Genomic DNA, 21472 nt, shown 5'->3' on the forward strand with positions numbered 1-21472 from the left:
TATTTTTTAAATAATGAAAAACACTATGATAGATAATTATTTTTCATAAATAATTCAGAAGAAGAGTAATTAGAATTTATAAACATAATCAAGACCTATCTTAGTAACGCCTAAACCTATATTCTTATCTACTGCCGCTGACACTGCTGATACATTTCGATAAAGAATACCTATACTATCAGTTATCAGAAATTTCGCTTGATAACGCATACATACAACAACATCGCTACTGGCGTGACGAATCGCAAAATCGCTCTGTAATATAAGCCACGGTGTCGGGTATACGTAAAATGACATTCCCATCTCTGCTCCAAGCCACTTATCGCCTGTATTGAACCCAGTAGATGCTACGACACCGACTCCTATTTTCTTAAAAAAATAGGAATCATCAAAATTATTATTCCATGTTTTATGCATAGATAACACAGGCAGAACCAACACTCTCATCGTAGTTGGGTTAACTATTTCATTAAATGTTTCAAATCCGAGATTTATGCTAAAGCTTTTGTATGTATCCAGATAAACCCTGTGTTTATAATCCAAATCTAAAGAAAGAGGTGTTCTATATGAAGAGATTTCACGGCTCCATAAATCAATCATTACTCGTCGCATGAGACCAAAGTTGACCTTTAATTCATCCTCATGCTCTAACGCTTGGGAAAATTCCCCAATAAACGTAATTAATACAAAGATTATTGCACAAAAAACACGTACCATTATTCAGACATCACACATAATTTGATATTCATACTCATGCGATTCCTTTTTTTTTATTTTAGGCCTTACCATATATAATCGCCTTAAGATGTACCAAGTATAGGATAAACACTTTTCACTTTGTATTTTAATCAAAAATATTTGTCAATCCCATTTCAACTCTGCTCCTTGTTGATATTCTGTGACCCGAGTTTCGAAGAAGTTTTTTTCCTTTTTCAAATCTATTACTTCACTCATCCAAGGGAAAGGGTTTTCTGTATATTTGAACAAAGGTTCTAAACCGATTTGGTGACAACGACGATTGGCGATGAACTGCATATATTGTTCACATGAGGGAGCATTTAACCCCACGAACCCTTTTGGCATTGTTTCATGTGCATAGGCGATTTCGAGGAGGGTAGCTTCATGGAGCATGGTGCGACTTTTTTGTTGGAACTCTTTTGTCCAAAGATGGGGGTTTTCGATTTTAATTTGGTTGATGACATCAATACCAAAATTGAGATGCAGTGATTCATCTCGCATGATGTATTGATATTGTTCGGCGATTCCCACCATTTTATTGGCTCTTCCTAGCGATAGTATTTGAGCAAACCCCGTGTAAAACCACATTCCTTCAAACACGACATAAAAAACGAAGAGATCTTGTAAGAATTCTTGATCTGCGTCTTTTGTTCCAGTAGTGAAGGATGGAGAGCTCAGAGTTTGAGTATACTGTAAAGCCCAATTGGCTTTAGCGGTGATGGAAGGGACTTCTCGATACATGTTAAATAGTTCTCCTTCATCAAGACCGAGACTAGTGATAATGTATTGGAAGGTATGGCTATGCACTGCTTCTTCGAATGCTTGTCGTAGGAGATATTGTCGACATTCAGGATTAGAAAGATGGCGATAGATTGCTAGGACAATATTGTTAGCGACTAGGCTTTCAGAAGAGGCGAAAAATCCGAGGTTACGTTTAATCATCAGGCGTTCATCATCTGTCAATCCGTTTTTTGATTTCCACAGTGCAAGATCGTCTTGCATAGGTACTTCGGTTGGCATCCAATGATTATTGCAAGCAGATAAATACTTTTCCCATGCCCATCCGTATTTTAGGGGTAATAACTGATTGACGTCGGAGCGGGCATTCAACATGCGTTTATCATCGACATTGACCCGCTTTTCTCCTGCTTGAATAGGGCTTAATCCTGTGTTATTTGCCATGTGTGAATCCTTAAATATTCTGAAGGTAAGGCCAAATAGATTTATAAAAACGCTTATGACCAAGTGTTTAATTTTTTAATTAATATAATGGCATAATATTTATTACGAGAGATTGAAGTAGGGTAAACATGAAATATAAGATCGCGATTATCATATTATTGGTTTTGGTTGGAGTGATTTTAGCTTTTTATTTTCAACAGAGCAGTACTCCACAAAACCATCTTCTCTTTTTTTCTGAAAAAGCGGTATGGAAAGGAGATTCGGAAACATACTTCCAATGTAAACGAGCACATGAATTCGATGAGAACTTTGACAACTGTATTATCACAAGTATTAAAAAAACGGGAGGAACCCAAGAAGCGTTACGAGCGGCTCAATATCTGGAAAAATACTTAGAGCCTGGATACGTATCTTCATATCGTAAGGAAGCTTTAATTGGTATCGTAGAGGTGCAATATCCTTATAGAGCTAATGAGAATAGCGGGACTTTGCTTATTCCTACCGTGGGAAGCCATATTATTGATATCAATGATTCTAGTGTTCATCAGCTTTACGATTCTTCTCCTATAGCAAAGGATTTTGTATTAAGAAATCCAGGTGTTTTCCCTTATAGTGCGGGACATTTCGTTAAAAGCAGTCATAAAGATGGATTAATAGAATTAATTTTTTCTTATCCTTTGAGAAGTTGTCATGGTTGTGAAGATATTGGTTTTATGGATATTGCATATAAATTTACAACTAAAGGTGCATTCATTGGTAGAAAAGTATTTGGTATTCGGAATGATAATGCAAAATATCCTATGCACTTCTTTATATAAATCAGTAATGATTGATTTATAGGTTCTTTTACTATTCCTATTGCTATTTCATAGGTTACATACAAATTTTTCCCAGTCGGAGTGATATCCAGACGACCCGCGAGATGTTTAGGAAATTTCATCTTTTTTTTATTTTTAAGGATTTATTCGGATATATTCATGTTTTACGATCTATTTAAATCAAGGACTATGCACTACTTGAAGGGAAAAAGTAGCAGGAAAGAGTGTTTTCTTGCGATCTTCAATCCTCTAATAGAATGTTTGGATTTTAAAGAGATAGTAGAGGATAAAGAAAACTTTCCTTCTCTTACGATTAGATGATGAGATTATGATCTTACATTTAGAACATAAAACGAAATACACAAAAAAGAATAAAAACAACGCAAAAATTCGATAAAAAAATTTGCATTTTCATGCATTTCTGATTTTTTATTTTTCTTAATAAGCAGATCTTCAAAGTCTTCTTAACCTATATTTCCCTTTCTTTCCTATTTCACGGGATTCTATGTATTAAGACAATACGCGAATACTTCCATGAAATAGGGGAAAATTACCTTAATGATGTAAAAAGCATATAATACCATAACCTTATGCGAATTATTGATTCTATCGTAGTTCTGTTTTCCTAAACATTTGATTCTTTTCAACTATAAGAATGCAAATAAAACTGGAGACTGCTATTCCGAAAAATCCGATGGTAATAGGATAAGTTGTTCCATTAAATGATTGTCCTATTATTATTCCTAAAATTGTGCTGATCACTGTATTAATAAAGCCAAATATAGATGATGCTGTTCCGGCTAAATGTGAAAATGGCTCCATAGAGATGCTACTAAAATTGGAATTGATTAATCCAAATTGAAACGATGCTAAAAAGAAAAATGCGATGAAAATCAGTAAGTGAATAGGGTGATTAGAAGTAATTTGTACTAAAAGCCACGATCCTGTAATCATGAAAAAAATCAGCAAAGAATAATGTGATACTCGGCGTATGCCGAATTTTTCGACTAGACGGGAATTGATAAAAGAGGCAATAGACATAGCGAATCCACCTACTGCAAAAGCTATAGGAAACAAATTTCCTAACTGATAGATGCCCACATAGATCTGCTGCGAGGAGTTTACAAATCCTAGTATTGCTCCCATAGTTAAGCTGTTAGCAATATTGTACAAGGTAGAAGCGCGATGTTTGAATATAAGAGAAAAGCTATGTAGTATAGCATATAAATTCAAAGGACGCACATCGCGCGGATCGAGTGTTTCGGGGAAACGTATGTAATACCAAAGTGTAATGAAAGTAGTGATTACTCCCATACAAACAAAAATCCCGATCCAACCACCTGACAAGGCAACCGTGGCTTGACCTATACTAGGTGCTAATATTGGCATAATCATAAAAATCATCATGGCTATAGATAAGACCTTAGCCATGTCGCGTCCATCATAAATATCGCGAATAATTGAAATGGTAATAATACGAGGAGCAGCCCCTCCTATGCCTTGGATCAAGCGCATACAAAGCATTCCAGTAAATGAATTAATAGTGACCATGATGAATGTAGAGATAATATGTATAACTAGTCCAAACATCATTACAATTTTACGACCAAAACGGTCTGATAAAGGTCCGTAAAAAATTTGAGCTATCCCATAGCCGATAAGATAAAAAGATATTAAATGCTGTCCGTAATTTTCATTGCTGAGATGCAAAGAATCACTAATCTTAGGCAAACATGGGAGTATTATATCTATGCCAAGAGAATTAATAGCCATCAACATTGCTATAACTATGACAAATTCCATGTGACTAATATTGGAATTTCGTAACTTTAAGGGAAGTTTCTTTTTCACGGCATGAATCTTTCACAATTGAAAATAGCACTGGAAGAATGATATAATTAGTCTTTCTTACGCCTATATTCTATCTATACTTAAAATTTCGTGAAGTTCACCAGATTCAAACATTTCACACACAATATCGCAACCACCAATAAAATCACCTTTGACATAGAGTTGAGGAATAGTTGGCCAATTTGAATATTCCTTTATACTTTGACGTAAGGCATCATCTGCAAGTACGTCTATTCCTTTATAAGATACACCAAGACTATCAAGAACTTGTACTACTTTCCCAGAAAAACCACAGCGTGGAGATGTGGGGGTACCCTTCATAAACAAAACAACATCATTTTTTTTGATTTCGTTTTGAATGATGCTATTAACACTACTATTCATAGTTCATGTACTCCATTTTATTATTATTAGAATTCAATTAAATTTTTATTGTCTGATCTGTATTATTGAGAATCCGGAACTGAGGTTTTAATAGAGAGTGCATGCAGAGCATTCCCCATTTTATTTCCTAAAGAATCATATACCATTTGATGTTGTTGTATGCGATTCTTACCACGAAACTCTTCTGAAATAATTTCTGCAGCATAATGGTTGCCATCTCCTGCTAGATCATGGATGGTGACAATGGATTGAGGTATTCCTTTTTTGATCATTTTCTCTATTTCGTGTGGATTCATTGACACTGACTGCCTCCAATATTTATAATTTACACTGTTGATTCACTGATAAATTCAGGAAACCACGATTCATACTTTGTTTGTAATGTCGCAACAGGGATATTGAGTATGTTATGAATAGACAAAGTACTACCGGATACCTTTCCTAAGTACCGCAAGGGAATATTTTTATTATTTGCTTCAGACATTACTAAATCCTGATTTTCTGGGGAGATGCAAACAACATAGCGTCCTTGATCCTCTCCAAAAAGAAAAGGCTTTGGATCTTTTTCTATTTCTATAGGCAAAATAATATCCATTCCTTTTGCAGAAGATATTGTCATCTCTGCTAGAGTAATGATGAGTCCTCCTGTGGAGATATCATGGCATGCTGTAATCTTCTTTGCATTAATCATAGAAAGAACAAAAAATCCATGATTCTTTTCAAGATGACAATCAACTTTTGGAGGAGGACCTATGTTACTAGATGCACATTCAAGGCTATACATTGAACAGTCAAGATGACAACCATCATTGCCGATCATCAAGATAAGATCACCTTCATGAGCGCTGTCAATGCGTGTCATGAGTGAATAATCAGGAAGGATTCCAACTCCAGCAATGGTTGGAGTTGGGAAAATAGATTGCCCATTAGTCTCATTATAAAAGGATACATTGCCTGATACTATTGGAAAATCTAATATTTGACAGGCTTCTCGTATCCCTTTGACAGAATGAACAAACTGTCCCATTATCTCTTCTTTTTCAGGATTACCAAAGTTAAGGTTATCTGTTATAGCCAACGGTTTTGCTCCAGTTGCTATAATATTGCGCCAACATTCAGCAACTGCTTGTTTTGTTCCTTCAAAAGGATCTGCTTTAACATAGCGTGGTGTTACATCAGAAGAAAAAGCTAGAGCTTTCGTTTCATGTCCTTCTACACGGATAACGCCTGCATCTCCACCTGGAAGCTGTATAGAATTGCTTTGAATCATTGTATCATACTGTTCATATACCCATCTCCTTGAAGATAGATTGGGAGAAGACAAAAGTTTGAGAAGACTCTTAGTACAGTCTTCATCTGAGCAAAGGAGTTGAGGATTTGAAGGGGGAATAGTAATAGGTTCACACCATGCTCTATCATATTCAGGAGCCTCATCGCTTAAAGCTTTGATTGGAAGATTAGCAACTTCTTCACCACGATGGATTACGCGAAAGAGCTTGTCATTCGTAGTTATACCAATAATTGAGAAATGAAGCCCCCATTTATTTAAAATCTCTTGGGCTTTATGTTGCTTTTCTGGATTGAGAATCATGAGCATGCGCTCTTGACTTTCCGAAAGCATCATTTCATAAGCAGTCATTCCTTCTTCACATGTTGGCACTTTATCAAGATCTAGTGTAATTCCTAGGTTTCCTTGATTTCCCATCTCTATTGCTGAACACGTTAATCCAGCTGCTCCCATATCTTGAATGGCAATGACAGCATCAGTGTTCATTAACTCGAGACATGCTTCCAATAAACACTTGCCTGTAAATGGATCACCCACTTGAACGGTAGGGCGTTTTTTCGCAATATTTTCTCCAAATTCTTCTGAAGCCATAGAAGCTCCACCAATGCCATCTCGACCAGTTTTAGCTCCTAAATAGACAAGAGGCAGTCCTATTCCTCTTGCTTTTGAAGAAAAAATTGCATTGGTTTTAGCGATTCCAGCTGCAAAAGTATTGACGATAATATTGTTATTATAACAAGGGAGGAATTCAACTTCTCCTCCTACCGTCGGGACACCAAAAGAATTACTATAGCCAGCAATACCTGCTACTACTCCTGACAATAGGTGTTTTGTTTTGGGATGATGAATAGCACCAAATCGCAATGAGTTCATAGCGGCAACAGGACGTGCACCCATTGTAAAAATATCACGTAGAATACCTCCTACACCTGTCGCAGCTCCTTGATATGGTTCGATATAGGATGGATGATTATGGCTTTCCATTTTAAAAACAACACAATCACCACCTCCAATATCAACAACGCCAGCATTTTCTCCGGGTCCTTGGATAACATGCTTGCCAGTAGTAGGGAGAGTTCTCAACCATTTCTTTGAAGATTTATAAGAACAGTGTTCGTTCCACATGGCTGATATAATACCTATCTCTGTCAAAGTTGGTTGGCGTTTGAGAATATGTATTATTTGATCACACTCGTCTTTTGTGAGACCATGCGCAGTGAGAATTTCGAGTATGGGCGACGGCTTAGACATCAATAGTTCGCAATCTTGATAAAAAATTCAAAGAGTTTATATTACAATGGCGGTAATTTATATTCTGTCAATATTTATGTTATACACATAAATTACAGAACGTTGAACTCCTCAATATACAAGAAAATATCTTATGTACAGATCATAATAAATATAAGATATGTTAATAATGCAGAATACGTGAAAACGGCATTTCTTTTGCAATAAAAATAAATAAAAATTAGGATTTTTGTCTTTTTTATACCAAATTTGTACCAAAATTTGCGTTCTCTACACTTTTAGGAGTGTTTTTTATAGTTTATATTCACAGTTTTGCTTTTTTTAAGTAAGAAGAGATGCAAAGAGACCACGACCATCTATTCCCCCGTGGAATTTTTCTATTATATTTTCTGGATGGGGCATCATGCCTAGTACGTTTCCTCGTCGATTTATAACGCCTGCAATGTCGTGGAGTGATCCGTTGGGATTGGTGCCAGATGCATAGCGAAATACAATTTGATTATTTTTTTCTATTTCAGCTAATCCTTTTGCGTCGATAAAATAATTACCATCGTGGTGGGCTACAGGACATTTGATAATTTGGTTCATCTTATATGATTTGGTAAATGCTGTATTGGAATTGACGACCTCTAATAAAACTTGCTTACAAACAAATTTTAAAGAACAATTACGCATAAGGATACCAGGGAGTAAATTTAGTTCTACAAGAATTTGAAATCCATTACAGATTCCCATTACTTTTATTCCTTGTTGTGCCTTTTTTTTAATGGCTTGCATTACAGGAGTACGTGCCGCAATTGCTCCACAGCGAAGATAATCGCCATAAGAGAAACCACCAGGAATCACAATCAGATCGACATCTGGAATATCAGTATCAGATTGCCATACTAAAATTGGAGATTGTCCGATTATTTTTGTTATGGCTTTGATCATATCGTTATCGCGATTCAAGCCTGGAATCTGTACTATAGCGGTTTTCATGGATGCTTCTAAAAAGTTATGGAAAAAACGTATTAAGATCAAAAAAAAGTAGCAACGTTGCCAATGTTCTAAAGGTCATTTTACACGCGTAAAAAGTATTTATTCTTTGAAGTAGAGAAATTCGCTAACTTGACGATTTTTGAACTTTGATATCGTAGTCTTCGATGACAGGATTAGCAAGAAGATTTTGACAGATAGATTCTAGTTCTTCTTCTGCAATATCCGAGAGCGTTTCATCCATTTCTATGTCAAAAATTTTTCCTTGGCGAATCTGATTAATATTATGGAATCCAATATTCGAAAGGGCGGTTTTTAATGCTTTCCCTTGAGGATCTAGGACATCTTTCTTAAGTTTAACGACAACATTGGCTTTTATCACAAATTTATTCTCCTTTTTATTATTTTCTATTTAAAATAAGATTTTCTTTGAGTGCTGGCTCATTTTTTTTAAATATTCCCAAGCGGCGGGCTACTTCAGAATAACCTTCTAATAATTGATCATTGCTTTTGCTAAAACGTTTTTTATCACATTCTTCTTTTTTGCTCAGATCCCATAATCGACAACAATCGGGAAATATTTCATCTGCAAGTACAATACGTAAGATATCGTCGTCAAGAAGACGTCCGCATTTAATGCGAAAGTCTACAAGTTGAATATTAATTCCAAGAAAAAGTCCTGTCATGAAATCATTGATTCGAATGCTTAAAGCGGTCATCTCCTCGACTTCAGATTGATTTGCCCAGTTAAAAGCCGTTATATGTTCTTCAGAGACTAACGTCTTTTCAGAAGAATCAGGTAGATAATAAAATTCGACAAGAGATCGCGGAAGTGACAATCCTTCGGGTATATTCAGTCTTTTAGCTAAAGATCCCGCCGCAGTATTCCGAACAGTTATTAAGAGAGGAATCATTTCTACATCGCGAACTAACTGTTCTCGCATGTTGATTCTGCGAATAAAGTAATGTGGAATGCCGATTTTACCGAGTTGCGTGAACATGTACTCAGATATTCTGTTATTCAACACTCCTTTTCCATTGAGTGTTGCACAGCGTGGGTTGTTTTCTAAAAGATTATCATCTTTAAAAAACTGGATAAGAGTGCCAGGTTCAAGGCCTTCATAAATGATTTTAGTTTTTTCCTCATAAACAGGATTCCGTGGTCTCATCAATCCTCTCTTCAACCATTAACACAATCATTTTTATGTCGAAAGCGATATAAAAAAATTTCGTCAATTGATTAAAACTAAAATTCTAGTAAGACGTTTTTCTTTTAAAACATCTGAAAAACACGTTCAAAAATGGCATTAACGTGTTTGGTATGATATTTATAGTCAAACTTATCACATATTTCTTTTTCAGATAATACTTTTCGTATATCAACATCCGCTAGTAATACATCAAGAAAAATAGCTCCATTTTTCCAAACTTTCATAGCATTACGCTGAACAAGCTGATATGCTTCTTCTCTTGATACTCCAGCTTGTGTTAATGCTAGGAGAATGCGCTGAGAATGGATTAACCCTTTAAGCTGTTCAAGATTGTCTTTCATATTCTCTGGATAAACAACCAATTCTTCTATAACATTTTTTAAACGATTGAGTGCAAAATCAAGATGTATTGTCGCATCAGGTCCTATGACGCGCTCGACGGAAGAATGTGAGATATCTCTTTCATGCCAAAGCGCAACATTTTCCATGGCTGGAATAACGTGAGATCGTATTAATCGAGATAATCCTGTTAAATTTTCAGTTAGAATGGGATTACGCTTGTGGGGCATAGACGAAGAGCCTTTTTGTCCAGGATGGAAGAACTCTTCTACTTCAAGAATCTCGGTACGTTGAAGATGTCTAATTTCGGTTGCCACTCTTTCTATGGAAGAAGCAATCACTCCTAGTACAGAAAAATACATTGCATGTCGATCACGAGCAATGACTTGTGAAGAGATTGGATCTGTCTTCAAACCCATAGCGTCTGCAACGTGCTGTTCAACGTATGGGTGTATATTTGAAAATGTGCCAACAGAGCCAGAAATAGCACAGACAGCTATTTCTTCTCGTGCAGTAAGAAGTCGCTTGCGAGAACGAGAAAATTCCGCATAGGCCATAGCCAACTTAAGACCAAAAGTTGTGGGTTCAGCATGTATTCCATGAGACCGTCCGATGGTTAAGGTATCTTTATACTCAAAAGCACGTTTTTTCAAGCTTTCTAGCAATTGATCGATATCTTCTAATAGAATATCAGTCGATCGCATTAGTTGGATACTGAAACATGTGTCAAGAATATCCGATGAGGTCATGCCTTGGTGAATAAAACGCGCATCGGGACCTATGATTTCCGCAAGATGTGTCAAAAAAGCAATGACATCATGTTTGATTATCGAATCGAGTTCCATAATGCGATCAACGTTAAAAACCGCATTTCTGCCTTTTTCCCAAATATTCTTAGATGATTTTTCGGGAATAACACCAAGTTTAGCTAGGGCATCACAGGCATGAGCTTCTATCTCAAACCATATTCTAAATTTTGTTTCAAGAGACCATAGAGTGGTCATTGTAGTTCTAGAATAACGAGGAATCATATCTTAACCGATCTAATTGGAACCAAATGATTTGATTTACAAACTTTATAAAGAAAACCAAGGAATAGAAGTTCTTTGTTGAACACACGCAAATATAGTAATTTAGTGGGTGGAAGAGGGATATTAGCATATGAAACGTAAGAGATGTTAATTTTTATCCCTATGATTATTAACTAGTAGAAAACAGGACACTATCTAAGAGTACAAAGAATCTGTTCATTAATCAATTGCTAATGCTGATTTTTTTAGATCATTTAAACGCTTTGCATAAGATATTTCCCCTTTTTGGTTAAAAAAAGATGATCCAACTACTAAAAGATCGGCTCCCGCTTGGACTAAAGACTTAATGTTTCTGGATGTAACTCCGCCGTCGACTTCGAGAGAAATAGAGCGCTTACCAATCAATGCTTTAGCCTGTCTGATTTTAGGTATGGTAGATTCAATGAGTTGCTGTCCACCAAATCCAGGATTAACCGTCATTATGAGAATCATATCAATTTCATCGATAACATCCTCGAGGATAGCAACTGGTGTTTCAGGGTTTATTGCTACGCCAGTTTTCTTGCCCATTGCATGAATAGTGCGTAACGAACGACGTATATGGGGAGAAGACTCTGGATGAAAGGTGATGATATCACATCCAGCATCTGCAATAATATTTATATGCGAGTCAATAGAAGAAATCATCAAATGGCAATCAAATACAGAGTCACTATAAGATCTCAGGGATCGGATGACATCTGCCCCGAAAGAAATATTAGGCACAAAGCAACCGTCCATGACGTCGAAGTGAATCTGCTTGGCACCCGCTTTAGTTATATTGGAAATCTCCTCTCCTAAACGAGAAAAGTCTGCTGCGAGAATGGACGGAACTATTTGAATCGATGGAGTCACTATGAGAAAATTCTTCCAATTACATTCCAAAGTACGAAAACGATTGCGATTGTAACATAAAAATACATAACTTTACAATGATTCTTCCATTTTTTTTGGAATAAGTTTCATCACATTTTGGATTGCATTGTTGTACTATACGCTTTGGTTTAAACATTTTTTCCTTTAAGCCATGTAAAATTCTTTATTTCATAATTAAGATAGCCAATGATAACCACTAATATTGATTAGTCTAGGTAAGAATTTATAATCTTAGCACGATATTCTGTAATATCCATTGGGAATTCACAGAATTTTTTGCTATTTTACCTAATAATAATGTTGATTGGTCAAGCGTATAAAATAAGTAAATTTTCTATTTTTTATCCTATACGTTCAAATTTAATCCGTAGATATACACTATTGTGACTGTTTTTTCATACAATAAGAGGATGAAACCGATTAGTATTCCCTTTTCTTACATACATTTTTCTCTGTACAACACTAAAATATGATTATTATTGATGGTTTAGGCGTGCATGGCGTAGATGTCGAGTATGTTAAGCACATAGAATCCATCATGGCATCGTTACGGAAGGAAGAGTATGAAAAAATGAAAGAAGTTCGAAAATCTTATAATTCATTTTTAAAACATAAGGCTTCGCTCGGTATTAAGGTCTAGGATTCTTTTCTTGCCATTGTAGGCTGATAGCAGTGCTTGTCAAAGTTGAGACATTTCGTAGTTCCAAAAGTGTTTAAAATCAATTTTTTAACGTGACACTTTGTTTAAGCTCAAAAACTACGGGGGATTCCATAGAAGGCGTTGTGGAGACAATGTTAAGGGCTATGATTCTTGAGGTTATTTTTTCATTCAGAATGCTGTTAAAAGAAGAGCGGATTATAAGATATTTCAACCCTTCGATGATTCTAAAAAAGAGATTCTGTCTAGAACTTCTTGTAAAATAAGAGCAGCAGCGATCGAATCTACTTTTTGAATACGTTTTTTCCTTGATACGTTCATATCTATCAAGATTTGTTGTGCAGATACCGTGGTCAATCGTTCATCCCAAAAAACAAAAGGGACATATAGTTTTCTATCGATCATGTTATGCACAAAAGCACGGGTAGAATGTACGCGTGGACCTTCGGAGCCGTTCATATTCAAGGGTAATCCAATGATAAAAGCGGCAATATTCTCCGTCGTAATAAAAGAAAGTAATTCTAATGCCGTTTGCGTAACTTTTTTTCTAACAAGAAAGGGACGAGGATGTGCAAATCTCCTTCCAGGATCAGAGATGGCAAGGCCAATTCTCTTTGTTCCTAAATCGATTGATGCTATAGGTTGATTAGGCTTGAGAGACTTGACCAAGTCCTCAATAAGAAGTATTGACATGCTGGTGGTGCCTGCTTTTGCATAGTATTTCGTGAAATATTGAGTAAGAAAATTTCAAGGTATACATTTCTTTCCTGTATTCATCAATTAATATGTGTGAAGTTATAGTGGTGTTTTCCGCAGATGGCGAGCATAAATTTTTTTTATGATATGTTAGCTATCAATGTGTTTAGAACAAATATTATGAAAAGTATCTTCTTCTTGAAATCAGTCGCGATGTCATTAAGTTTTATTCCTGTATTTAGTGATAGGACTTTGATTTTAATTTTAAAGAAGAGTAGTTCGTCATCATAGAAGTGCGTTTGAGATGAAGGGTTCGTGAGATGTTAATTGATGTAGTAGATGTCAAGCGTATTGCGCATTTTTCTCGTATATCTATAAAAGAAGAAGATATACCACTTTTTTTATTGCGTCTTAACAATACTTTAAGTGTTTTAGAGAAAATTTCGGAAGTCAATGTCGAGGGTGTAGAGCCTATGGTATCTGTTGTTCCCATGAAAATGGTACACCGTCCTGATGTGGTTTGTGATGGCGATAAAGTGGAATCTATTTTGTCCAATGCTCCCCATGTTGAAAAAAATTTTTTTGTTGTGCCAAAAGCAGTAGAGTGATGAGTAGTTTCATATCATTTTTATCGGTCCATTTTATCGGTCCATTTTACATAGAGGTTTGTTGAAATGTCAGAATTAAATTTCATGGCTGTCTCAGAATCTAGAGACCGATTAAGATCAAAGGATATTTCTGCTGTAGAACTCGTTGATTCCTATATTCAAGCTATTGAAAATTCTAATAGTCAAATGAATGCATACATAGAAGTAGTTGCGCAAAAAGCACGAGCAGCAGCAGAAGAATCAGACAAGCGGATTATTAATGGAGATGCAAGAGATTTAGAAGGAATTCCTATCGGCATTAAAGATTGTTTTGCTACTAAAGGGATTCATACGCAGGCATGTAGTCATATCTTGGATGGATTTCGACCTCATTATGAATCAACGGTTACGCAAAAATTATGGGATAATGGCGCTGTTATGTTGGGCAAGCTCAATATGGATGAGTTTGCTATGGGATCTTCCAACGAAACATCTTATTATGGCCCCGTTATTTCTCCTTGGAGAAGCATGGATTCCACCGATAAGTTTACCCCTGGCGGATCTTCTGGGGGATCTTCTGCAGCTGTCGCTGGTTTTTTATGTGCGGCTTCCATAGGGACAGATACAGGGGGATCTATTCGTCAACCTGCGTCTTTCACGGGAACGGTTGGAATAAAGCCAACATATGGTAGATGTTCTCGTTTAGGCATTATTTCTTTTGCGCCTTCTTTAGACCAAGCTGGTATTATTACTCGTACTGTGAGAGATTCGGCTATTTTATTAAAAGCAATTGCAGGATATGACGAGTGCGATGCGACATGTGTTAATTTGCCAGTTCCTGACTATGAAAGAGCACTTGACCAGTCTATTCAAGGAATGACGGTGGGTATTCCAAAGGAATATCGCCTTGATTATTTATCTCCTACAATTGACAAAACATGGCAACAAGGAATTTCTTGGCTCAAAGATGCAGGAGCGAAAATTGTTGAGATATCTTTGCCTCATACTCAATATGCCTTGCCTGCTTATTATATCATTTCTCCAGCAGAAGCTTCTTCTAATCTCGCTCGTTATGATGGTGTTCGCTATGGTTTGCGTGTAGAAGGCAAAGACATTCTTGAAATGTATGAGAACACCCGTTCTATTGGATTTGGTCAAGAAGTAAAACATCGTATTATGATTGGTACTTATGTGCTTTCTTCTCGTTGTTATGATTCTCATTATTTACGAGCTCGTAAAATTCGCACACTTATCAAGCGTGATTTTACAGAAGCATTTGAGCAGGGTGTCGATGTGATCTTGACACCAACCACACCAACATCAGCTTTTCCCCTTGGAAAAGAAGAAAATAATTCTGGGTCTATGGGACATATCTACAACGATGTTTTTACAGTCGCCGTTAACATGGCAGGATTGCCAGCTATTTCTGTTCCTGCGGCTTTATGTGAGAAAAAAATGCCTCTTGGTTTGCAGTTAATTGGACAGCCATTTCGTGAAGAAACACTCTTTAGTGTTGGACAAATTATAGAAAAAGAAGCGGGATATTTTCGCCCTCACAAATGGTGGTAATAATAAAGATTTCTTTTTTTATATGTTTTTCACCAAATTGGGGTGATTTTGTTAAGATGAACGTCTTCCTTTTGTGCGAAGATGGGATAGGAAATATTGAATGGATTGCAAGACACTGGTCTGCTTTTTTATGGTTTTTGCAATCATTACTGTTTTTTGAGGGTTTATTATGGTCTCACTTGATACACATGTCGCTCGTTCAGAATCTCTCACATCTGGTACAACAGGCGACTGGGAAGTTGTCATAGGGATTGAGGTGCATGCACAATTATCTGTTGTCTCAAAGTTATTTTCAGGTGCATCGGTTAATTTTGGTGCGGAACCTAATACGCAAGTTAGTTTTTTTGATGCAGCAATGCCAGGAATGTTACCAATATTGAATGGACGTTGTGTTCAACAAGCCGTTATGACAGGTCTTGGATTAAATGCTCATATTAATAAATACTCTGTATTCGCTAGGAAAAATTATTTCTATCCAGATCTTCCCCAAGGATATCAGATTTCGCAGCATGATAAGCCTATTGTAGGAGAGGGGAAGGTTTCTGTTTCTATTGGTCCAGATAAATCAGGTCAATTTAGAACAATAGAAGTAGGAATTGAGCGTATTCACTTAGAACAAGATGCTGGCAAGTCCATTCATGATCAGTATTCGGCGGTTTCTTGTATTGATCTCAATCGTTCTGGTGTAGCATTGATGGAAATAGTGACTAAGCCAGATATGCGTTCTTCGCTTGAAGCAAAAGCTTTTTTGACTAAATTACGTAGTATATTGCGTTATTTAGGAACTTGTGATGGAAATATGGAAGAAGGTTCAATGCGCGCGGATGTCAATGTTTCAGTTTGTCGCCCTGGGGAGGCATGGGGTACGCGTTGTGAAGTTAAAAATGTGAATTCTATTCGTTTTTTAGGACTTGCCATTGAATATGAGGCACGTCGTCAAATTGCTATTCTTGAGGATGGAGGGCATATTAGACAAGAAACGCGCTTGTTTGATCCTTCAAAAAACGAAACACGTTCTTTGCGTACTAAAGAAGATGCTCTTGATTACCGTTATTTCTCTGAACCGGATTTACTTCCTTTGGAGATTGATGAAGATTTTATACGCGCAATTAAAAAACAGATTCCTGAACTTCCTGATGCCAAGAGAGAACGTTTTATTGGTGAATTTGGTATTTCTCTTTATGATGCTTCTGTTTTAGTTTCTGACAAATCAATCGCGGATTATTTTGAAAAATTAGCAGTAAATCGTGATAAAAAGATCGTTGCTAATTGGGTTATTAATGATCTTTTGGGCGTACTGAATAGGTCAGGGAAAAGTATAGAAGATACACCTATTTCTCCGAATCAATTAGGAGAATTAATTGACTTAATTATCGATGGAACAATATCGGGAAAGATTGCAAAGGATATTTTCAATATATTGTGGGAAAAAGGAGGAACCCCAAAGGAAATCGTAGAGGAGCTAGGGTTACGTCAAGTAACAGATCTCTCAGCTATTGAAAAGGTTGTTGATGAAGTTATTAATTCTAATCCCAATAATGTAGCACGAATAGCAACAAAACCCAATTTAGTAAGCTGGTTTGTTGGGCAAGTCATGAAAAATACCGGTGGAAAAGCTAATCCTAGCATTGTGCAAAAAATGTTGAAAGAAAAATTAGGGATAAAAGAGTAGTGTACACTCTCGCATGATTTTCTGTTTATTATTATGAACGTTTTATCATGGAATGTTCAAAGCATGAATTAGCATCTATGCATTCCTGCTGCGCCGCTCATGTAATCAAGTATAATAGTCAAAAATTGTAATGCTAGAGCAAGGGTTTATTTCCTCGCCTAAATCCCCAACCGTACATGCTTTGAGTGAGGTCATTTCTCGACAATAAAAATCGCTTTATTTTTTTAACGAGCCGCTTCAAGTGTGATTCCAACGATCTCTTAGACTCGATGGATAAGCTAGTCCAATGAGAACTTTTTAGATATCGAGATGTTAGTTTTATCACAGGTGTAAATTTTTTCCTCGGAGGATTAGTAGATTCATGTTTCGATGTATCTCCCAGTTAAATTCACCATATAAGCGGATATGAAACATGGGGCACAAGGGCAGGGTAGTCTAATTTGATGGGGGCACAGTGATTTTTTTAACCTTGCATACCTCTTGCTTTACGTTACCTGTAAAAGCGTTTTTGTCTTCATCACTCAAATCCCAAAAAGCGTTCGCCAATTCATCTACTGATAGTTTTCTCGATGCAGTAGCGCGTTCTTCGACTTCTTTCACTCGTTTTTCCGCCGCCTCAACACGTTCCTGTGCTAATCTATGGGTTTCACTTATCTTAAAATTAGCTTCCTTAATCATTTGCGTGCTATTTTTTTGAAGTTTGTTCAAAAGGTCCTCTGTTCTACCAATGACAATGTCACAACCACCGATTGTAAGAAGAGTCGTAGAAAAAGCAGATGTCATCAATATTTTAGCTTTCATTTTTTCCTCTTTATTGTTATGGCGGAATCATTCATCCATTGTAGACGGTGAATTTTTAATATTGCCTCTTTCTCTACTATCTTAGAATAGTGAGATCAAGATTATATATATTCAAATCTCGTAAATAAATATAAATACTTGATTTAATATTTTTTTACAGCTCCGTACCGTACCTTATTTTTTAAGTGCAAGGCTGATAGAATAAGAAATAAGATTGAATATTTGACCTTTAAACGTATTCTATTCGCTCCTTTAGCATATCTTTCTACTTGGCTTACTATTTCCAAGCATATAATCAGTCCAATAGTTTTGCAACTTATGCACATCTTTTAATGTCCAAATATTAAAACCTTCGTTTTAGTATTTTGATTTTTCTATCCCCCGATGCAAGGTTTGAATTCTAGATATTCCTGTTTACATGTTATTGAACAATTTTATTGAAGTGCAAATCTAAGTTTCTTCTCGTTGCACTCACTAGACCCGTCCAATGGGATTTTTCCCGATATAATGCTGTATTAGGATCTTTATGATGGGGAAGGCGTGTACGAAAACTTTCCCGATTCATGGCGTGTATGCTCTCGAATGACATAAAGGGAAGATTTCGATTTAGAAGTTACTTAATCATTAAAAGTGCTTAATATACAGTCTCTATTTAAGTATTTATGATATTTCCCTACAACATGTGGGAAATATCGTATCCCTTACATCCCCAATTATCTTGTGGTAGCATAACATTATAACAACGAATTTACAGTATATTTTAGTAGCGGTGTCCGTTGTTTTGTGGTAAATTAAGATGTCCGTTAGTCATATAGTGGTCAAAGTAGGGTGTGTATTTTTTACTTTTTTGGGAGAATGTCTTTTTCATAACAATATTTTCTTTTCTTGCGCTTTTTGGATCGTCTGTTTCTTTTTTCTCGTGTTCGGAGAATTGTTTTTTGGGATTTTCTTGTGATTCTATTACTTTTTTCTCGTGTTCGGAGAGTTCTTTTTTTTCATTTTCCGCAGACAGTGATTCTAAAGCTATCTGGGGAAGAGGAGAGCTTTTTAAGTTATCTTCCTCTATGCCGCACGGGTTTATTGCGCTACTTACGAATAACATTGTTAAAATTGTGAAATACTTTTTCATACCCTCTTAATACTGTAATTTAATTGATTTTTTCTTTATTTTTTTAGTAAATTATCTGTTAATATTTTTTGCAAAAGAAATATTATACCATAAAAGTTAGTAATATTATGGACTTCCAATAGATGAGCAAAGGCAATGACCTTAGTGTTATTAAAGGTTAAAGATTAATCCCTGCGATTCTGATAACATTTAGATTTTATAAGGAAGCAAAGAAAAAGCTGTAAAAATCCAATATATCACATCGCAATAAAACAAAAACCGCAGAAGAATAGTGTGTAACGGTAGATCACTAGTTCTTTAACGATGTTAAGGAGGCGAAATATTTATTGAGAATGGATAATAAAACACTTTTAGAGTTGGGTTGTACGCCCATTTTTTTGAGAAAGCGTGCAGGCAACTAGAATCGAACGAGATTTCTAGGCTGAAATTACAAAAAAACGAAAAGAAAATGCAACTTATAATGGATTAGATAAAGAAATAATTTCAAAAAGAAATAAAAGAGGAAAACGCCTTTTCCATTAAAAGTTAAAGTCGATCTATTGGCGAGGTGGAGATAAACAGAAATAACTATTGAATAGCAATTGTAATACTTATAGAATGTATGGAGGGCACCGTTGTGCTTTTTAAAAGTATCATTCTCTTTCAGTGTAGACCGTAAATCGTAAAAATAACGTAAAGAAGGAGAAAATTATGACTTTGGAAACGTGGATACATTTTTTAATCTTTACTCTAATAATTACCAGTGCCCCTGGACCAGGTAATATTCTCACAATTAATCACGCATTGCAACATGGATGGCGTCCTAACAAAATTCTGATTTTGGGTCAAGAGACAGCGGTTTTTATAATCATGTTATCAATTACTATGGGGACAAAATTCCTATCTCAGTTGGCTTATACCATGTTGATCATTAAATTCTTAGGAGTTGCTTGGTTGATTTATTCTGCATGGAGTGCTTGGTATTCTCCTTTTAATGATCTTCCTTTAGGTGAGATCCCTCTGTCGAGTAAGTCAAAGCTTTTCGTTAAAGGTTTCATTACGGATATTACAAATGGGAAGGCATGGGTGTTTTTCATGGCTATGGTTCCTGCCTATCTCAATATGAATCACTATATACTTCCACAATCTCTTATTTTGTCACTGACGATGGTTAGTGTTGATGCTATGGTTCTTATGACTTTCTCTCTTATATGTAGTAAGCTGAGAACTCTGTTTTCTAGCTCTAAATTCGTTAAGATACAAAATCGTGTTTCTGCTGTTGTTTTCCTATTGCTTGCATTGAGAATTGTCGCAAATTAGGAAAATATTTCCTCTATACTATCTTTCCCAATAATACAACAGAAGTGAGTGTTATTCGTTTGTAATACTCTTTGTGTTCCGTTGGGAAGGATAGTAGGTGATGGGTGTGCGAAATTGATGATATTTTAAGCTGTTATTTGCGTGTATTCGCGTTGTGTTCTTAGGGATAGTGGTCATATTATTCCTATGGATATAAATAATACTGACTGATTAAAATTATAATTTGATATAAAGATCATTAGAATCTTTTGGTATAGAAAACTCTAAACGAGCTTGGTAGTTCTTGAAAGAGTAAGGATTTTTTATAAACATCATTTTCATAAATTCTGCGATATATCCAATCACAGTCTGGGTACAAAATTTGCAGAGAGCAGAATCGATCATTGCTCTTTTAATGAAACTATTTTTATTTACTGAAATGAGCGATAATCCCTGATGCTAGGTGAAAGAAAAGCCATGAAAGTAAGAAATCGAATGTCCTGTTGTATAAAATAGGAACATTATTATTGTGGATATCAAATAAGTAATGAATATACTGACAAATCTCTGCGTGAAGAATAAAAAATGAGGAACGAATGGTAAATTGAATCATTTTTTTTCATCCTTCCATCAATTTTACAGTTACGTTGAATGACAAATAGTAGAATGAACTACAGGGTGAATAACCTAATTGAAACATAAACAAGTGATTAGATCTTGCTAAAAGTAAAAAAATAGCAACAGTTATTGCCCGAAGGTAGTGAATAAGTAATAAAAATACAATTAATAAGTGCATGAATACTCAATTATATACAATAATGATAATCGTCTGAGGAATCGTCAAAAGTAGAGATATCGTAAATATCAAAATGCTTGTAAATAGATTGTCTAACAATTCATAACCTAAGACCCTTAAAATACAAGAAGTGTTAAAGAGAAAAAACTATTAAATAACCTTAAATACTTGATTTTTAATATGTTTTTTATATCCCCTTACCGCACCTTATTTTTTAGGTATGAGGTTGATAGAACAAGAAATAATCTTCGAATCTTTGATTTCTGCCCGCTCTTGTCGTGTATTGCTCTGCTTGGGCTA

The 21472-nt window shown here is 35.7% G+C and carries 21 protein-coding genes; 6 read left to right on the forward strand and 15 right to left on the reverse strand.

The window, feature by feature from the left end:
- Window positions 1-69: 69 nt before the first annotated feature.
- Both CD16_RS04290 and CD16_RS04295 read right to left on the reverse strand, forming a co-directional pair.
- Window positions 70-717 carry a hypothetical protein gene (locus CD16_RS04290; RefSeq protein WP_015824949.1) on the reverse strand — a complete coding sequence of 216 codons (648 nt, stop codon included), beginning with the start codon at window positions 715-717 and terminating at the stop codon, window positions 70-72.
- A 144-nt stretch (window positions 718-861) separates the two neighbouring features.
- Window positions 862-1920: a ribonucleotide-diphosphate reductase subunit beta gene (locus CD16_RS04295; RefSeq protein ID WP_015452679.1), complete on the reverse strand. Its 1059-nt coding sequence runs from the start codon at window positions 1918-1920 to the stop codon at window positions 862-864.
- Between the two features lie 128 nt (window positions 1921-2048).
- On the opposite strand from CD16_RS04295, the gene CD16_RS04300 reads away from it, so the two are divergent.
- The gene (locus tag CD16_RS04300) at window positions 2049-2738 is read left to right on the forward strand and encodes a hypothetical protein (RefSeq protein ID WP_015452797.1); all 690 of its coding nucleotides are present in this window, start codon (window positions 2049-2051) and stop codon (window positions 2736-2738) included.
- Between the two features lie 606 nt (window positions 2739-3344).
- On the opposite strand, the gene CD16_RS04305 is transcribed toward CD16_RS04300, so the two are convergent.
- From CD16_RS04305 to rpe, 9 genes are all read right to left on the reverse strand, one after another.
- The gene (locus CD16_RS04305; protein WP_015452798.1) at window positions 3345-4589 is read right to left on the reverse strand and encodes a multidrug effflux MFS transporter; all 1245 of its coding nucleotides are present in this window, start codon (window positions 4587-4589) and stop codon (window positions 3345-3347) included.
- Between the two features lie 63 nt (window positions 4590-4652).
- Window positions 4653-4973 carry a Grx4 family monothiol glutaredoxin gene (gene grxD / locus CD16_RS04310; protein WP_015452799.1) on the reverse strand — a complete coding sequence of 107 codons (321 nt, stop codon included), beginning with the start codon at window positions 4971-4973 and terminating at the stop codon, window positions 4653-4655.
- A 62-nt stretch (window positions 4974-5035) separates the two neighbouring features.
- Window positions 5036-5275 carry a BolA family protein gene (locus CD16_RS04315; protein ID WP_015452800.1) on the reverse strand — a complete coding sequence of 80 codons (240 nt, stop codon included), beginning with the start codon at window positions 5273-5275 and terminating at the stop codon, window positions 5036-5038.
- A 23-nt stretch (window positions 5276-5298) separates the two neighbouring features.
- Window positions 5299-7512 carry a phosphoribosylformylglycinamidine synthase subunit PurL gene (gene purL, locus CD16_RS04320; RefSeq protein ID WP_015452801.1) on the reverse strand — a complete coding sequence of 738 codons (2214 nt, stop codon included), beginning with the start codon at window positions 7510-7512 and terminating at the stop codon, window positions 5299-5301.
- Window positions 7513-7833: 321 nt separating this feature from the next.
- Entirely contained in the window at window positions 7834-8493 is a 660-nt protein-coding gene (purQ, locus tag CD16_RS04325) for a phosphoribosylformylglycinamidine synthase subunit PurQ (RefSeq protein ID WP_015452802.1), read from the reverse strand.
- 124 nt (window positions 8494-8617) lie between these two features.
- Window positions 8618-8872, reverse strand: a complete 255-nt coding sequence (gene purS / locus CD16_RS04330; RefSeq protein ID WP_015452803.1) for a phosphoribosylformylglycinamidine synthase subunit PurS — start codon at window positions 8870-8872, stop codon at window positions 8618-8620.
- A 19-nt stretch (window positions 8873-8891) separates the two neighbouring features.
- Window positions 8892-9659, reverse strand: a complete 768-nt coding sequence (locus CD16_RS04335) for a phosphoribosylaminoimidazolesuccinocarboxamide synthase (protein WP_015452804.1) — start codon at window positions 9657-9659, stop codon at window positions 8892-8894.
- 104 nt (window positions 9660-9763) lie between these two features.
- A complete protein-coding gene (purB, locus tag CD16_RS04340; protein WP_015452805.1) occupies window positions 9764-11071 on the reverse strand; it encodes an adenylosuccinate lyase in 1308 nt (435 codons plus the stop codon).
- A gap of 219 nt (window positions 11072-11290) precedes the next feature.
- Window positions 11291-11965 carry a ribulose-phosphate 3-epimerase gene (rpe, locus tag CD16_RS04345; protein WP_015452806.1) on the reverse strand — a complete coding sequence of 225 codons (675 nt, stop codon included), beginning with the start codon at window positions 11963-11965 and terminating at the stop codon, window positions 11291-11293.
- Window positions 11966-12455: 490 nt separating this feature from the next.
- Between rpe and CD16_RS04350 the strand changes: the two genes are divergently transcribed.
- Entirely contained in the window at window positions 12456-12626 is a 171-nt protein-coding gene (locus tag CD16_RS04350) for a hypothetical protein (protein ID WP_155714012.1), read from the forward strand.
- Window positions 12627-12854: 228 nt separating this feature from the next.
- Here the strand turns inward: CD16_RS04350 and ruvX are convergent, their stop codons facing one another.
- Complete coding sequence (ruvX, locus tag CD16_RS04355) at window positions 12855-13337, reverse strand: Holliday junction resolvase RuvX (RefSeq protein ID WP_040055311.1); 483 nt, start codon at window positions 13335-13337, stop codon at window positions 12855-12857.
- A 323-nt stretch (window positions 13338-13660) separates the two neighbouring features.
- Between ruvX and gatC the strand changes: the two genes are divergently transcribed.
- The 3 genes from gatC (at window position 13661) to gatB (ending at window position 17168) form a co-directional block, all read left to right on the forward strand.
- Complete coding sequence (gatC, locus tag CD16_RS04360; protein WP_015452808.1) at window positions 13661-13948, forward strand: Asp-tRNA(Asn)/Glu-tRNA(Gln) amidotransferase subunit GatC; 288 nt, start codon at window positions 13661-13663, stop codon at window positions 13946-13948.
- Window positions 13949-14014: 66 nt separating this feature from the next.
- Window positions 14015-15496 carry an Asp-tRNA(Asn)/Glu-tRNA(Gln) amidotransferase subunit GatA gene (gatA, locus tag CD16_RS04365; RefSeq protein ID WP_015452809.1) on the forward strand — a complete coding sequence of 494 codons (1482 nt, stop codon included), beginning with the start codon at window positions 14015-14017 and terminating at the stop codon, window positions 15494-15496.
- A 169-nt stretch (window positions 15497-15665) separates the two neighbouring features.
- Window positions 15666-17168 carry an Asp-tRNA(Asn)/Glu-tRNA(Gln) amidotransferase subunit GatB gene (gene gatB, locus CD16_RS04370; protein WP_015452810.1) on the forward strand — a complete coding sequence of 501 codons (1503 nt, stop codon included), beginning with the start codon at window positions 15666-15668 and terminating at the stop codon, window positions 17166-17168.
- Between the two features lie 435 nt (window positions 17169-17603).
- On the opposite strand, the gene CD16_RS04375 is transcribed toward gatB, so the two are convergent.
- From CD16_RS04375 to CD16_RS04385, 3 genes are all read right to left on the reverse strand, one after another.
- Window positions 17604-17969: a hypothetical protein gene (locus CD16_RS04375; protein ID WP_015452811.1), complete on the reverse strand. Its 366-nt coding sequence runs from the start codon at window positions 17967-17969 to the stop codon at window positions 17604-17606.
- A 421-nt stretch (window positions 17970-18390) separates the two neighbouring features.
- Window positions 18391-18558 (reverse strand): hypothetical protein, encoded by a 168-nt coding sequence (locus tag CD16_RS04380; RefSeq protein ID WP_155714013.1) that lies wholly within the window; start codon window positions 18556-18558, stop codon window positions 18391-18393.
- Between the two features lie 171 nt (window positions 18559-18729).
- On the reverse strand, window positions 18730-19098 hold the full coding sequence (locus CD16_RS04385; protein WP_040055312.1) for a hypothetical protein: 369 nt from the start codon (window positions 19096-19098) through the stop codon (window positions 18730-18732).
- A gap of 690 nt (window positions 19099-19788) precedes the next feature.
- On the opposite strand from CD16_RS04385, the gene CD16_RS04390 reads away from it, so the two are divergent.
- Complete coding sequence (locus CD16_RS04390) at window positions 19789-20397, forward strand: LysE family translocator (protein ID WP_015452813.1); 609 nt, start codon at window positions 19789-19791, stop codon at window positions 20395-20397.
- The last annotated feature ends 1075 nt before the right edge of the window (window positions 20398-21472 follow it).

It is taken from the genome of Candidatus Liberibacter asiaticus (genome assembly GCF_000590865.3).
In the GTDB taxonomy this organism is placed as follows: Bacteria; Pseudomonadota; Alphaproteobacteria; order Rhizobiales; family Rhizobiaceae; genus Liberibacter; species Liberibacter asiaticus.

What these genes read in the sequence shown, in the direction of transcription:
- CD16_RS04290 (WP_015824949.1), bottom strand. Translation starts at nt 717, where the DNA reads ATGGTACGTGTTTTTTGTGCAATAATCTTTGTATTAATTACGTTTATT.
- CD16_RS04295 (WP_015452679.1), bottom strand. Translation starts at nt 1,920, where the DNA reads ATGGCAAATAACACAGGATTAAGCCCTATTCAAGCAGGAGAAAAGCGG.
- CD16_RS04300 (WP_015452797.1), top strand. Translation starts at nt 2,049, where the DNA reads ATGAAATATAAGATCGCGATTATCATATTATTGGTTTTGGTTGGAGTG.
- grxD (WP_015452799.1), bottom strand. Translation starts at nt 4,973, where the DNA reads ATGAATAGTAGTGTTAATAGCATCATTCAAAACGAAATCAAAAAAAAT.
- purL (WP_015452801.1), bottom strand. Translation starts at nt 7,512, where the DNA reads ATGTCTAAGCCGTCGCCCATACTCGAAATTCTCACTGCGCATGGTCTC.
- purQ (WP_015452802.1), bottom strand. Translation starts at nt 8,493, where the DNA reads ATGAAAACCGCTATAGTACAGATTCCAGGCTTGAATCGCGATAACGAT.
- CD16_RS04335 (WP_015452804.1), bottom strand. Translation starts at nt 9,659, where the DNA reads ATGAGACCACGGAATCCTGTTTATGAGGAAAAAACTAAAATCATTTAT.
- purB (WP_015452805.1), bottom strand. Translation starts at nt 11,071, where the DNA reads ATGATTCCTCGTTATTCTAGAACTACAATGACCACTCTATGGTCTCTT.
- CD16_RS04350 (WP_155714012.1), top strand. Translation starts at nt 12,456, where the DNA reads ATGATTATTATTGATGGTTTAGGCGTGCATGGCGTAGATGTCGAGTAT.
- ruvX (WP_040055311.1), bottom strand. Translation starts at nt 13,337, where the DNA reads ATGTCAATACTTCTTATTGAGGACTTGGTCAAGTCTCTCAAGCCTAAT.
- gatC (WP_015452808.1), top strand. Translation starts at nt 13,661, where the DNA reads ATGTTAATTGATGTAGTAGATGTCAAGCGTATTGCGCATTTTTCTCGT.
- gatA (WP_015452809.1), top strand. Translation starts at nt 14,015, where the DNA reads ATGTCAGAATTAAATTTCATGGCTGTCTCAGAATCTAGAGACCGATTA.
- gatB (WP_015452810.1), top strand. Translation starts at nt 15,666, where the DNA reads ATGGTCTCACTTGATACACATGTCGCTCGTTCAGAATCTCTCACATCT.
- CD16_RS04375 (WP_015452811.1), bottom strand. Translation starts at nt 17,969, where the DNA reads ATGAAAGCTAAAATATTGATGACATCTGCTTTTTCTACGACTCTTCTT.
- CD16_RS04380 (WP_155714013.1), bottom strand. Translation starts at nt 18,558, where the DNA reads ATGTCATTCGAGAGCATACACGCCATGAATCGGGAAAGTTTTCGTACA.
- CD16_RS04385 (WP_040055312.1), bottom strand. Translation starts at nt 19,098, where the DNA reads ATGAAAAAGTATTTCACAATTTTAACAATGTTATTCGTAAGTAGCGCA.
- CD16_RS04390 (WP_015452813.1), top strand. Translation starts at nt 19,789, where the DNA reads ATGACTTTGGAAACGTGGATACATTTTTTAATCTTTACTCTAATAATT.